The sequence below is a fragment of the Undibacterium sp. Ji22W genome (assembly GCF_049340305.1).
In the GTDB taxonomy this organism is placed as follows: Bacteria; Pseudomonadota; Gammaproteobacteria; order Burkholderiales; family Burkholderiaceae_D; genus Undibacterium.
Map to the genome: position 1 here is coordinate 588,186 of NZ_JBMPOU010000003.1, position 14,988 is coordinate 603,173.

A 14,988-nucleotide genomic window follows, 5' to 3' on the forward strand; every position below is an offset into this window, starting at 1 on the left:
GGTGCACAAGCGCTTGAGCTTCAATTTAAAAATGAGTAGGAGACAGTAATGCAAACTAGTAAAAAATCTCAAGTGAAACAATTGACCCTGTCGGCGATTACACTCGCTGTGCTCGGTTTAATGCAACAGGCATCCGCGCAAGAACCCATGCGTGTGGAAGTCACAGGTTCTTCGATCAAGCGCCTGGCGAGTGAAGCCTCCTTGCCCATTACGGCTGTCACTGGCGACGAATTAGAAAAACGCGGCATGACGACTTTAGCAGATTTGATGATGGCCTTGCCGCAGTCCAATTCCTTGGCACCATCAAATGCGGGTTCTGGTACGAATATCAATTTACGTGGCTTGGGTGTGAACCGTACGCTAGTGTTATTGAATGGCCGTCGTCTGGCGAATGAAGCGATTGCCGATGGTTATGCTAATCTCGATGTGATCCCGATGAGCGCGATTGCGCGGGTTGAAATTTTGAACGATGGCGCTTCGTCCATCTACGGTTCCGATGCGATTGGTGGCGTAGTCAACTTTATTACCAAACGTGAATATCAAGGCGCCTCGATTACAGGACAAATTCTTGATCCGCAACGTGATGGTGGTGGTGATGAGAAACGCATCAGCATGACCGTGGGTGCAGGTGATTTGCAAAAAGATGGTTGGAATGTGTATGCAACTTTGGATGGTTTGCGTCGTAGTCGTTTGGCTGCGTCGGATCGCGCTGAATTGACTTCTACGGAGTTATTGACGAGCATTGGCCGCGCGCCTTCGTTGGTCAGCGGTGGTTTTGCCAGCCCAGCCAACTTCACAATTCCTAGTAATAAAAACTTCGCAGCAGCGAATCCGTATTATGCCACTGGCTGTTTGGCACCATATTCAATTCAAGGTGGAAAGAATACCTGCGTTATTAATAACGCTGAATACAACACAGCGATTTACGGTCGTGAGCAATTGACTTTTTTCGCTAAGGCGACGAAACGAATTAGTGATGATCATTTGTTCTCCGTCGACTATGCGCGCGGTGAAGCGAGTATTTTCGGTACGAAAATTCCGACCACCAGTTTGGCGGCAAACGGTGTAACAGCGTTACTGCCTTCGACCAGCAAATGGTATCCAGGCGGTAGCGGTGGTGTACCAGCTGTGTCGGGTGTGACTGGCGCACCATTATTGGTAACCTGGAGTGTGGCGGATGCTGGCATCTACGAAACGAAAGACGTACAAACCAATCAGCGTTTGAATTTTACGGACGAAGGTGTTATCGGTGGATGGGACTACAAAGCAGGATTAGTAATCGGTGTGAGTGACCGTGTTGGATACTTAAATTCTGGGGCTGTAGATGGTCCTAAATTATTGTCTGGCATTACCAGCGGCACTTTGAATCCATTCGGTTTGCAAGATGCAACGGGTAAGGCTTATCTTGATAGCATTGCTTTGAACGGGCAAAAATTGCGCGTCTCCAAGAGTACCTATACGGGCCTTGAATTCACAATGAATAAGCCTATCATGCAATTGTCTGCCGGCTCTGTGGGTTTGGCATTAGGGGCAGATTTTCACCGCGATACGACGGAAGATGTGAAGACCGATCTTGGCTTGATTGCGACCTATGCCGCCTCCACGCCATCTCGCGGTCAGGGCGCTCGCAATGTCGCAGCGTTGTTTGCTGAATTGGAAATCCCGGTGAGCAAAAAATTGAACGTCAATCTGGCGGTGCGTGACGATCATTTCAGCGACTTCGGTAACACGATTAATCCTAAAGCGAGTTTCCGTTATCAGCCAAATTCGGTGATTATGTTCCGTGGTTCTGCCAACACCGGCTTCCGTGCACCGACTCTATTTGATCGCTACGGTTATCGTCTGCCAGGTGCAACGACCACCACCGCATCTGCATGGGATGATCCTTTGCAATGCCCGAGCGCGACACCGGCGATCGCCAATACGGGTAAGCCTTTGGCAGGATTGGTGGCGGCTACCGTTTGCAATGTGAAATTGCCGAAACAAACTGGTAGTAACGCAGAATTGACACCAGAAACTTCTGTCGGTGGCACGCTCGGCGTGGTGCTCGAGCCGATGAGAAATCTGACAATGTCTTTCGATTACTGGCGTGTGAATATGGACAACATGTTGGCGAACTTGCCTGAGCAGGCTTACTTCATGAACCCAACTCGTTATGCGGATTTGTTCGTGCGTGACGCGACAGGTAAATTGTTGTACATCAAAAACACCACGATGAATCTGGGCGGTCAAAAAGCGGCAGGTATTGACCTCGCAACCAATTACGTATTCCCTGCATCTAGCATGGGAACATTCAAAGTGCAATTGAACGGCACTTACCTGACCCAGTTTGATAATCAGTTGGAAAAAGGCGGCGATTTCGTCTCCAATATCGGTCGTTTCGGTTTGGCTAGTAATGGTACAACCAGCAGCTTGCCTATCATTACTTTCCGTTGGAAGCACAACCTCGCATTGTCATGGTCAAAAGGCGATTGGAACGCGCAGTTGACGCAAAACTACAATACGGGCTACCACGATCAAAATCTGGTCGCAGCGCAGTACTATCGTGATATCAGTTCTTACACCGTGTATAACTTCACGATGAGTTACAAGGGCTTCAAAAATGTCGCGATCGTGTTTGGTGTCAACAATCTCTTTGACGTGAATCCTCCTGTGACCAATCACAGTGGATACAACGGTTATTTGAGCAGTGCGGCTAGTCCTTTGGGTCGTGCATTTAATACGCGTGTGACTTATACGTTCTAAGTGCGATGTAGATCTACTCTGATGTAAGAGGAGTTCAAATGTCGTAGGCTGGAGGTAAGTCGCGCTGTTCAGGTGCCGAATCGGCAGGCAGCGCGACTTGCGCCCGTCTTACAGTTTCCTCCCACTTTCACGAAGTTAAGCTACGCTTAGCAAAGCCAATTTCAGCGAATAAGTGACACGCTATGAATAAATTTTCTCTCGTGAGTCTGCTGACTTACGTTTCTCTATCCTTCTGCCTTGCTCTGTCCAATCCACAAAATGCCCTCGCTGAAAACAGCAAGGTACGCGTGATCCTAGTCGGTGATTCAACGATGGCGACGAAGAGTGGTTATGGCGATGCGCTATGTCAGCGTTTTCACCTCAATGTAGAGTGTATCAATCTGGCGCGTGGTGGGCGCAGCTCTGGTAGTTTTCGCGCAGAGGGGCTGTGGGATAAAGTGCACGAACTCTTGCATCAGCCAGCGAGCGCAAATGCGACGACCTATGTATTGATTCAATTTGGACACAATGATCAACCGGGGAAACCAGGACGTTCAACTGATCTGATGACAGAATTCCCGGTCAATATGACACGCTATGTGACCGAAGTGAAAGCTTGGAACGGCGTACCAATTTTAGTGACACCCCTGACGCGCCGTAGTTTTAAAGATGGCGTATTAGAAAATAATTTGAAACCTTGGGCGGAAGCGATAGAAAAAGTCGCACGCGATACCCAAACGACTTTATTACCTTTGAATGCAGAAAGCTACGCTGCAGTGCAGGCAATGGGAGAAGCGGAAGCGGATACTTTAGCCGTCGCACCACCACCGGCAAAAGTGATGAGTACTGACGTGCCAACATCAGATATCGCCAAATTAGAACCACAGGGTGCGGCCAAGTCGGCATTTGACCGCACACATGTCGGCACTAAAGGTGCAGCCTTTTTTGCGAACATAGTGGAAATCGAATTGAAACAACAGGTGCCAGCGCTGGGCCAGGCATTTAAACCGGAAGCTAAGTAATGAAGAATTCATTTCCACGTATGATGACGGTGAGCCTGGGGTTCGCAGTACTCTCCATCGTAATAGCGCCGGCAAATGCACAAGATAGCCGCCAAGTTAGTGAGCCGCGCAAGCCCGCGGTTTGTACGATTTTGACAGCCAATCAAAGTCAAGCGGAACACAATAAAGCACTCGACGCCGAGCGCATACAAAACGCGCTCGATCATTGCCCGCAAGGTCAAGCGGTACAACTGGCGGCGAATAATGAAAAAGATAGTTTCCAATCCGGTCCGTTGCGCATCCCCAGTGGTGTCAGCCTATTGATAGACCGCGACGTTACTTTATATGCCAGCAACGATGCGGCACTCTACGAAAAAAACAGCCAAAAGGATACACAGACTTGCGGCGTGAATGCGGAAAAAGGACGTAGTTGTAAGACTTTTATTACCATCGAAAACGCGCGCGGGAGCGGCATCTATGGCACTGGTGTGATTGATGGTCAAGGCGGACAAGCAGTGCTTGGTAAAACCGAAAGCTGGTGGCAAATGGCGCGCCGTGCGCAAAAAGAAAAGAACGAACATAATGTGCCACGGCTGATCGAAATCTTACGCTCGGAAGACATTACTTTGCACCAAATTACGCTGCGCAATTCTCCGAATTTTCATGTCACTTTAAACCGGGTCGATGGCTTTACCGCCTGGGGTGTGAAGATCGATACGCCACACGATGCCAGAAATACCGATGGCATAGATCCCATCTCTTCTCGCAATATCACGATTGCACACAGCTATATTCGCACTGGTGATGACAATATCGCCATCAAAGGCGGCAACAACGGTGCAACCGAAAATGTGTCGATCTTACACAGCCATTTTTATAGCGGGCATGGCATGTCTATCGGCAGCGAAACCAATAGCGGTGTGCGCCGTATTTTAGTGAAAGATTTAAGCTTGGATGGCACGACTTCAGGCTTGCGTATTAAGAGCGATGTTTCGCGCGGCGGCATCGTCGAGCAAGTGCGCTACGAAGACGTCTGCATCCGCAATAGTAAGCGTCCCATCGATCTAGACACACGTTACGACCCAAAAGCAAATGGCGAAAAAATCCCACAGTATCGCGATATCGTTTTGGAAAATGTGCGTAGTCTGACACCTGGACAAATCATCGTTCGCGGCTACGATAGAGCGCATCCCTTGTCTATCGAATTTAAACAAGTCGCGCTTGCAGCGGCTTCAGTACAGACCTTGCAGTTTGCCAATGTGAATGTCGATCAGAAGACTATTAATTTTTCGGACACTGCTGCAGATCTGCCTTGGCCAACTCCAGCGTCGAATGATTGTCAGGAAAAATTTGCCACGTTTCCGATGAAGCATCCAATCAATTTTCGTCCGCAATTAACATCAGATCAAGCGAAGCTTTATTCGATAGAGCAAGTGTTGCGTACAACAGGACTTGCTGGCAAAGAAGTGGTCGACCCTTGGAATCCCATGCAAGATGATCTCGTCACTAAGACTGATTTTCCTGCGGATTATGTTGTCGACGCAAATGCGACTGCAGATGGGAAAACCAGATTCACAACTGTACAGACCGCGATTAATCAGGCATTGCTTGATGGTCGTCGCCTCGTTGCAGAAAAGTCGCCCCGTCAACGTTTGTACATCTTGGTGATGCCTGGAACGTATCAGGAGTTAATGTATGTCCCCGAGACTGCATTGCCGATTGCCCTGTATTCCAAAGATAGCGATGCTCGTAAAACGAAAATTTCCGCGAGTGTACATGCAGCTTTACTTGGCACGGTGTACACCGAACGTTTTGGTAAACAATTTGCAGATGTGGATAGTTCTATCCAATCCATGTATCAATCCCTAAAAGACCGCACGGTGGTGGGTACCAGTGGTACTGGTATTGCTTGGATTAAAGCCAATGGTTTTCAAGCGAAAAACATCACTTTTGAAAATGCCTACAACAAAGATAAATTCGACATGAAAGCTGAATGTCCGAATACTAGTTGTGGTGCCACTGCTGGCACCGCGCCAGTAGTCGTGGTGCAGCATCAGGCAGTCGCATTAATGTTAGAAGGTGCGGACAAAGCGCAATTTGAAAATGTGCGTATTCATGGATTTCAAGATACCTTGTTTTTGAAGTCGCGGGCGATTGCCCATACCTCACGCAGTTTTTTTCACCGTGCTTATGTCGAAGGCAATGTGGATTTTATTTTTGGTGATACGACAGCGTACTTCTATCGTTCGGAAATTAAGTCTTTGGGCGATCGTTCGACCTCGTATGTCACTGCGCCGAATACCAACGTGAGAACGCGTTATGGTTTTGTGTTTAACGAATCTAACTTCACACATGATGGAAGTGTGAATGCCTTAGCGGGAAAATTTTATTTGGGAAGGCAATGGTTTCATACGCAAAAATGTACGCCCTATGCGGGAATTAATTTGCCCGGCTATGGCTGCTCGTTGGGAGAAACTGATAGCTACCAGGCACCAAGCGGGACGATATCTAAAAACGTTTTTGAGACGGTCGGTAAGGTGGTGATTCTCAATTCGACAATAGGTGCGCACATTCAAAGGCAACACCCTTGGGCCGATTGGAACAAGAAAGCTAGCCTCGCATTTCGGCCAGTGCAATTTTCGGTTGTAGATTATTGGCAAAACCTGATCGATGTCGGTTTGCGACCTACAACCGATTTTGGGTATGACAATGCTGAGACTTTGGCGCCCGGCAGCGCCGCGATTTTTTTGGCTGAGTTTAATAACACCCAAGTGGCATTGGCTTCCGAAACGGACAAGAAGTGATAAAGGCCAAAACGATGAGTCGGCAAGAATGAAAGCACATATCATGAAGCAACAATCTGCACGCAGGCAATTTTTACGTCGACTTTCGCAGCAAGGATTGGCAATCGGCGGTGCCGCGCTCACCAGTACCGTGATGGCTGAACAGGCGTCTCAATCTACGCTTACCTCCGGCTATACGAAGGATGGCTGGATGAAGGAGCCGTGGCATGCAGCTCAAGAGATCATCGATCGATTTCGGCAGGAATTCGTATTTCGTGACGAAGATTTTTTGATTACAGAATATGGTGCAAAGCAGTGCGAGTTGCGTCAAGTGCTGGCTTGGAAGTCGTTTGAACAGCAAGATGAACTTGCGAGTCCAGTTCAGGATGCAGCAGATATTTATCCTGCAGTGACTGCGGCAATTCAAGCCTGCCATCGGGCTGGTGGCGGCCGAGTGTTGATCGGCAGAGGAAATTGGTATTGCGCGGGGCCTATCGTCCTACTATCGAATGTGCACGTACATTTGCAAGCCGGAGCACACGTCTATTTTAGTCAACACCCTAGCGACTATGCCAAGTACGGCAGCATCGATTGTGGTGAACGTGGCCACTTGGTGATTTCACGTTGGCAGAGCAATGATTGTCTAAATTACTCGCCGATGGTGTATGCATTTGGTCAGAAAAATATAGCTTTGACGGGGGAAGATTGGACTAGCGTGTTAGACGGCCAAGGTGGCGTTCCATTCAATGAGGATGGCGATTGTTGGTGGACCTGGAAAGGCAAACAGCGAACGATCAATTCTATTGGTCAGGGCACGATACCTAACGCTAAAGCTGGCAAAATGTCCGAGAACGCTGTGAATAGTTTGAATGCAAACGCCTTAGGTGAATTGACAGCGATTACAGAACAACAGTCGCGGTTGATTCAAGGTGACGGTGACCGTTGGCGTGCTGACGCGGCGTTTTTGCCCGCACTATCCGAGGCGAATATTTCATTATCTAAACGTGTATTTGGACAGGGTCATTATTTGCGTCCGCCTTTGATTCAGTTAATTGGTTGCGATCAGGTTTTGTTGCGCGGTTATCAGGCTAAAAATTCGCCTTTCTGGGTACATCATCCTGTCAATTGCCGTGATCTCAAAATTGACAAAGTGCTGGTGAATAGTCACGGGCCGAACAGCGATGGCTTTGACCCTGAAGCATGCGAATATGTCTTGGTTGAATCTTGCACTTTTGATTCGGGCGACGATTGTATTGCTATCAAAGCAGGTAAAAATCGCGATACGCAATATGGTCCATCGCAGCATATCGTGATTCAAAATTGTACGATGCAAAGCGGGCATGGTGCTATCACCTTAGGAAGTGAAATGGCGGGCGGCATACAGCATGTGTATGCGCAAAATTTATTATTTGAGAATAAGCATTGGGCCACAAATCCATTGAATATTGCGATACGTCTCAAAACGAATATGAATCGCGGTGGTTTTCTTAAACACTTTTATGTGCGGAATGTTTCGATTCCGAATGGCGTACAAACCAGTCCTTCCTATTATGCCTTTTTGCCGAATTCACCTTTTACGAATCAAACGATTGCCAGCGCCGCTGGTGCCGTGATCGTATTCGACTGTGATTACGCGCCGGTGGCAGACAATGTGCGTACCCGCCCACCTGAGGTCAGCCATATTCATATTTCCAAGGTCAAAGTTGGCAGTGTGAGTGTTGAGAATGCGATCACGCAACTTAACACTGCGCATTCTTGCTATCAAGCCATGGTGATATTGGGGCCGGTGACGTCAGATTACAATGGGCCTCAGCCTGTGCCCAAGATTTTGCCGGTGAATCGCGTGACAATTGAAGAATGTGATTTTGGCGTGCCAGTCAATCAGAGAAGTCCGTTCTTCTTATTTAACGTCGAGGGTTTGCTTTTGAAAAATGTGATCATCAATCAGGTGCGCTACGATCAGAGTTTGAACTCTTGAACTCTTGAACCTTTGAATCTTTGGACCCTTGGACTCTTGGATAATTGATACTTTTTGTGTCCAATTCGTGATTTTTTTGACTCTTCCTAGGTTTTTGGTTTGGTGTAACTACTTAATTCATGTATCGTTGTATTTCGGAAATAATATTTTTTCTGAAAAATAATCAATACAAAAAATCCAGTTTATGCCTGCTTATTTACCAAAAGACAGCACCATTTTAATTATCGATGATGATGTGAATTTGATTCGCATGTTGAGTCATATATTGAAAGACTTTGGGCAAATCTTATTTGCCGTCAATGGTGATCAAGGTCTACAAAGTGCGAGAGAGCATAAGCCCGATTTAATTCTACTTGATGTCGGTATGTTACCCATGGACGGCTATGAAGTATGTCGTCGCTTAAAAAATGATGACGCGACTAGTAAAAGCGCCATTATTTTCGTTACTGCTAACACCGGGATGGAGACAGAAATTGCCTGCTTAAATGCAGGAGCGGTAGATTTTATTACGAAGCCGCTCAATCCACCTGTTGTGCAAGCCCGTGTACGAACCCATTTGCGTCTAAAACATGATTCGGCTGAATTGCAGCGACTGGCTCAACATGATGCGTTGACTGGGTTATACAACCGTCGATTTTTTGATAAAGCTTTAGAAGCAGAATATAGTCGATTGCAGCGCCACCAACTGCCTCTGGGAATAGCACTTGTCGACATCGATTGTTTTAAAAAATACAACGATCACTATGGGCATCTTGCAGGAGATAGCGCCCTAAAGGCCGTTGCTCATGCAATTGAAGCCGCCACTAAACGACCTGGTGAATTTGTTGCCCGCTATGGTGGTGAAGAGTTTGTCGTGGTCTTGCCACAAATTGATGAACAAACTTTGAAGCAATACGGTCAAATGATTTGTGAAGAAATCCGTGCTTTAAAGATACCACATAGCACCTCGGAAATTGATCAGCACATTACCATTAGTATTGGACTCACGCATGTTATTCCGACGATAGATTCGTCACCGCAAGTATTGGTCGATCAAGCTGATCAAGCACTTTACCGGGCAAAGACACTTGGACGTGACCGTTATGAAATTTTTTCGCCGCAAGATCATAGTAAATCGCCGTAGGGACTAGGCATAGGTGAAGTGATAATTTATTGGGAAAAAATTGGATGACAAATTTCACGACGGGTAATCGATTTTTCACCACTAAGGCCTTAACGATTGGCGTAGCGTATTTTATTCTTGCTACGATCTCCATCTATTTTTCAAAAGAAGTCGGCAATGTCGCGCATTTTTGGTATGCCAATGCCTTGGGTATCGCTTGTTTGTTGCAGTTCCAGCATCGGGAAAAGTGGCAACTCACCTTCGTACTCACCATCGCCAATTTTTTTGCAAATTGGACTATGGGTAATCCTTGGTGGCTGTCAATCGCCTTCGTCATTCCTAATGTTATTGAAATGCTAGTTGCTGCTTGGTTAGCGGTTCGACTGAAGGTTCAACTCGAATTCGATCAGTCACCTGATGCGATGCTGCGATTTGTACTGGCTGTTTGTCTTTTACCGAGTGGAATCGGCGCCTTAATCGGTGCTGGCATTTTGACGCTGTTGGATTTCGCACCATTTTCTGTCGTTTTCCCTACATGGTTCGTGAGTTCTTCTGTTGGCACGATCTCTCTATTGCCATTTTTGCTGTTACTAAAACACAGGTGGGTTTCAATAAACCGAGATCACTTGATTTCAGACATAAAAAAAACGTCTATTTTCTATGCTATTAGCGTTTTGTTTGTTACTTTTTTTTCGCTTCGTTATTTACCTTTTCCTTTCATTTACTTGGTCATTCCTTTAGTGTTTGCCGCCATCAATGCAACATCAGTGGTCGTATCTGGTTTAATTTTCTTGCAATCTTTGGCAATCGCTGTGATGTTGCATTTGGGTTATTTCCAAAAAGCGTTCGATTCGACCCATGTGTTGTCCTTCTTAAGTTACTTGCCGATTTTGGTGACTTTTATACCTGTGCTGATTTTGGTCGGAAGCATGAATTTATTTCGACGTCAAGACAAGCAACGGCTCGAAACGGAGGCCGCGTTGCAGCGAAAACATCTTGAGTTACAGATGATTGTGAATAACGTGCCAGCGATGATTGGATTTTGGGACTTGGAGTTAAAAAACCGATTCGCGAATAGCGCATACATAGACTATTTTGGTTGGAAACCAGAGGATATCTTAGGCATGCATGTGCGTGAAGTGGTTGGTGAAGCTCTATACGAAAAAAATATTTCTTACATGGAAGCTGCTTTACGTGGTGAGCCGCAAATGTTTGAACGCACCATCGTGAGTCCGAATGGCGTAAGCCGTGACAGTTTAGCGTCTTATGTGCCTAGTTACCGCGATGGAAAAATTGAAGGCGTTTATGCTTTCGTCAGCGATATCACTGACATCAAGAAGGCGCAACGAGCAGAATATATTGCCCAAGAAAGGCTCCAGGCAATCATTGATTCCGCGACGGAATTCTCCATTATTGCGACCGATTTACAAGGAACGATTACGCTTTTTAGTGCCGGCGCAGAAAAGATGTTGGGTTATTCCGCCGCCGAAATGGAGCACAAAGCCACGCCGGCGGTGATACATGTTCTAGAAGAGGTCGTAGAGCGAGGGACGGAATTAAGTGCTGAATATGGCCGCGATGTTTCGGGTTTTGACGCGTTTATTCTTAAAGCAACTTTGGGTATCAATGAAAAGCGCGAATGGACTTATGTGCATAAGTCAGGGAAGAAAATACCAGTGCGGCTCGTGGTGACTGCGATCTTTGGTTTAGATGAAAAAATAGTGGGATTCCTTGGCATCGCGAATGATATCTCTGATGAAAAAGAACTACAGCGTTTGTTGATTCAAGCTAAAGAAAGTGCAGAACAGACTAGCCGGGCGAAGAGTGACTTTGTCGCCAATATGAGCCACGAAATTCGAACACCGATGAATGCGGTACTCGGTATGTCGCAACTGCTCGCCTCAACCAACCTGAGCTCTGAACAGCGTAAATATCTAGAAATGATCAAAGTTTCCGGTCAGTCTTTGATGGGGATTTTGAATGATATTTTAGATTTTTCTAAAATCGAGGCGAATCGTCTGGAATTATCGAATATAGAATTTCTTCTCGACGACGTACTCGGCGCATTGGCCAGTATGATGGCCGTGTCTGTAGGCGCAAAAGAGGTTGAAGTGGCAATGGGTGTGGGTGCTGGTGTCCCGAAACGTCTGATTGGTGATCAATTGCGATTGCAACAGATTCTGACCAATTTGACGGGAAATGCACTGAAGTTTACTGAGAAAGGTGAGGTCGCTGTTTTTGTTGATGCCGTTAAAGATGATGCTGACGTAGAGACCAATCGAGTTTGGCTAAAGATCACGGTCAGTGACACTGGTATAGGGATGGACAAACAGCAGGTGGATAAATTATTTCAGCCCTTCTCTCAAGCAGATGCCTCTACGACCAGAAAGTTTGGTGGAACCGGTTTAGGCCTGTCGATTTCTAATAGTATCGTCACTCTTATGGGCGGCACGATTGAAGTGAAAAGTCGTTTGGGAATTGGCAGTGAATTTCAAATTACTGTCCCCATGATTGCCATCAATGAGGCGAAAACACCAATTAGCTCGACGAATCAAAAACGATTAAATCTCTTGGTCGTGGACGATAATTCAACAAGCAATAATTACATCTGTAAGACAGTGCATTCATGGAATTGGAATACTGAATCTGCGTCGAATGGTCGGCAAGCGCTTGATATTGTACGTGCTCGACTCTTGGAAGGAAAACATTTTGACGCCATTATTGTTGATTGGCAAATGCCGATGATGGATGGCTTAGTTACTATAAAAATGTTGCGTGACTTGCTTCCCAAAGGAAAGACACCATTAATCATTATGGTGAGCGCATTTAGTCGTGACAGAATGTTGCAAGAGCAAGCGGCAGATTATGCTGATGCGATCTTGATGAAACCGATTACGGGGTCTAGCGTATTCGATACCGTGCATGAAGCGATCATGCTGTCCTCTGGGATAGAAGTGATGCCCCGTTATAGTAAAGCGGTGTTAACACGAGCCAATCAAATTCAAGGCGCAAAGTTACTTTTGGTGGAAGACAATCCTTTCAATCAAATTGTTGCAAGAGGCTTTCTTGAGCAGGGTGGCGCGACGGTCGATGTGTTGGAAAATGGCTATCTTGCAGTCGAACATTTACGCAGTCACGCAGATAAGTATCACGCCGTCTTGATGGATGTTCAAATGCCTATTATGGACGGAATCAGTGCTACGCGGATGATACGTAATGAACTGCATTTACCTATTCCAATTATTGCAATGACGGCAGGAGTGATGTATTCCGAAAGAGAACGGTGTTTTCAATCTGGAATGAATGATTTTATTGCAAAGCCTATTGACGTTGAACAGATGTTTTTGGCCATTTCCAAAGTGTTGCCAGTCGGTTTTTTGGGGAATCACACTGAATCCAATTCATTCGGTGAAAACAAGTCTATTGCTGATCACGCTAATGCAGATCTAGGTAATGAGGAACTCGGCATTTTTGATCCACGTCCTTTAGAAATGTTAGGAAAGTCAGACCCGAAAAATATGCAAAAAATACTGGCTTCAATTGGCTCAGTGATTCAGAACGCGAGCGAACAAATACGTCAGGTCAGAGCAGCATTGGACGAACACAGGTTGGATGATGCTGCAAGGCTACTGCACACGATGAGGGGATCAGTCGGCACGTTGGGCGCCAAACTGTTTGCAGAATTGAGCCTAAAGGCTGAATTAGAAATTCGTGAGGGTGGCAAAGAGGATATTGATGATTTGCTGCGGACAGTAGAAGACGCCTTACAAAAAACAATCGAGGCAGCGCGTCTTTGGTTGGAGCGAAAATCGGCTGTCAATTCAAGCGAGCAGCGAACTGAACTATCCAGTGTTGAAGGACAGAAGTTAATACAGCAACTAATGCAATATTTACAGCAAAATAACATTGCTGCTTGTGACGTATTTCCAATGGTAAAAGAAAATTTAAGTCAGAAAATCCCGGCAGTGAGCATGTCGCAACTGGAAGAGCACATCAATAGTTTAGACTTTAAAAGTGCCAATTTACTTTTGGAGAAATTTTCTCCAGGCGGATGAGCATTTCAAAATTCAGCGCAACCTGCGGGTCGTTTCGCGTACCACGAGTTCTAGTGGCGGGATACTGGTTTCTACCACTTCGCCATGAATAATATTCAGCAAGGCTTTAGTTGCGATCCGACCGATTTCATAGAGCGGTTGTTTGACGGTCGTTAGTGGTGGGGTGGTGTAGGATGAGCCGGGCAGGTCATCGAAACCGACCAGAGAAATATCTTCCGGAACGCGTATGCCTTTGCGATACAGGCTCAGGCGTGCGCCATACGCACTCAGATCGTTGGCAGCACACACTGCAGTGAATTGTTGTTGCGTCTCAAATAAGTGATTGATGGCGCGCATACCGCTACTCTCATGGAAATCACCTTCGACCACCAGTTTGTCATCAAAGGGAATATTCGTTTCTTGCAATGCGCGTTGATAGCCGGTCAAACGTTCGGCAGCATCACAATTATTAGACGGCCCCGTGATGAAGGCGATACGACGATGCCCCAATTCGATCAAATGACGCACCGCCAGCCAGGAGCCGTATTCATTATCGAGTTTAAAACCCAATGCTTTGTCAGTATGAATGTCGCGACCAGTCGACACGATAGGGCGATGCTGGGAAAACTGTAATACCGATTCATCCGTGATGCGGCCAGATAAAAGGATAATGCCATCGACTTTTCTGGCCAGCAGTAGGCGTATTCTTTCTATCTCTTCGGCTGCATCCCAGTGGCCACTGACAATAACCGATGCATAGCCTGTGCCTTTTAAGGCATCGTCCACACCATGCAAAGTTTCATCAAAAAAGGGACTTGAAATATCTTGCACCACGATCCCTATGGTCATAGATTTACCTTTTTTCAGACCTTGTGCCATTTGATTTGGGGCAAAATTGGTCTTCGCGATCGCATCCATGACGGCTTGACGTTTTTCGTCCGAGACCTTGGCCGTACCGTTCAAAATACGTGACACGGTACTGGGTGAGACACCCGCTGTACGAGCAACCTCGATTAAGGTGGTTGGTGCATCATTGTCGCTGATGTTGGCGAAGTTGCTGCCTGGCTTGTCGAGCGTATTCATATCGTTCAAATGTTGGTTGGACGGACTGTCGTGATTCTCGCTCAAAGCTTCTTCCTTGTGGGATTTTACTTGTCTAATTAATACTTAAGGCTAGCAGTTTTACTATGGTTTAAGGTTTTATGTGGTTTAAATTGACATGAAATGGTTTGATTTTGAGCTTGCTCGATTAATTATTGGTTGGTAACGCAGCGCGTGCCATCTTCTATTTCGCTGACCAATCCTTAATTAGCGATAAACCCAGTAAAATATTTCATCAAGCTAACCGTTGAAAACGTTTGCAAAA

At 46.3% G+C, this 14,988-nt stretch carries 7 protein-coding genes; 6 read left to right on the forward strand and 1 reads right to left on the reverse strand.

The features are described 5' to 3' along the window. Window positions 1–48: 48 nt before the first annotated feature. The 6 genes from ACO0KW_RS15065 to ACO0KW_RS15090 all read left to right on the forward strand — a co-directional run bounded on the left by ACO0KW_RS15065 (window position 49) and on the right by ACO0KW_RS15090 (window position 13,643). Window positions 49–2,745, forward strand: coding sequence for a TonB-dependent receptor plug domain-containing protein (locus ACO0KW_RS15065; protein ID WP_423054088.1), 2,697 nt, complete (start codon window positions 49–51; stop codon window positions 2,743–2,745). Window positions 2,746–2,927: 182 nt separating this feature from the next. Next, window positions 2,928–3,746 (forward strand): rhamnogalacturonan acetylesterase, encoded by an 819-nt coding sequence (locus ACO0KW_RS15070; protein WP_423054090.1) that lies wholly within the window; start codon window positions 2,928–2,930, stop codon window positions 3,744–3,746. After that, window positions 3,746–6,529: a pectinesterase family protein gene (locus ACO0KW_RS15075; protein WP_423054091.1), complete on the forward strand. Its 2,784-nt coding sequence runs from the start codon at window positions 3,746–3,748 to the stop codon at window positions 6,527–6,529. The genes ACO0KW_RS15070 and ACO0KW_RS15075 overlap by 1 nt, the downstream gene beginning before the upstream one ends. A 43-nt stretch (window positions 6,530–6,572) precedes the next feature. After that, on the forward strand, window positions 6,573–8,486 hold the full coding sequence (locus ACO0KW_RS15080) for a glycoside hydrolase family 28 protein (RefSeq protein WP_423054093.1): 1,914 nt from the start codon (window positions 6,573–6,575) through the stop codon (window positions 8,484–8,486). 184 nt (window positions 8,487–8,670) lie between these two features. Continuing rightward, window positions 8,671–9,609: a GGDEF domain-containing response regulator gene (locus tag ACO0KW_RS15085; RefSeq protein WP_423054094.1), complete on the forward strand. Its 939-nt coding sequence runs from the start codon at window positions 8,671–8,673 to the stop codon at window positions 9,607–9,609. A gap of 44 nt (window positions 9,610–9,653) precedes the next feature. Beyond that, the gene (locus ACO0KW_RS15090) at window positions 9,654–13,643 is read left to right on the forward strand and encodes a response regulator (protein WP_423054096.1); all 3,990 of its coding nucleotides are present in this window, start codon (window positions 9,654–9,656) and stop codon (window positions 13,641–13,643) included. Window positions 13,644–13,655: 12 nt separating this feature from the next. Here the strand turns inward: ACO0KW_RS15090 and ACO0KW_RS15095 are convergent, their stop codons facing one another. After that, window positions 13,656–14,750 carry a LacI family DNA-binding transcriptional regulator gene (locus ACO0KW_RS15095; protein ID WP_423054097.1) on the reverse strand — a complete coding sequence of 365 codons (1,095 nt, stop codon included), beginning with the start codon at window positions 14,748–14,750 and terminating at the stop codon, window positions 13,656–13,658. Between the last annotated feature and the right edge of the window lie 238 nt (window positions 14,751–14,988).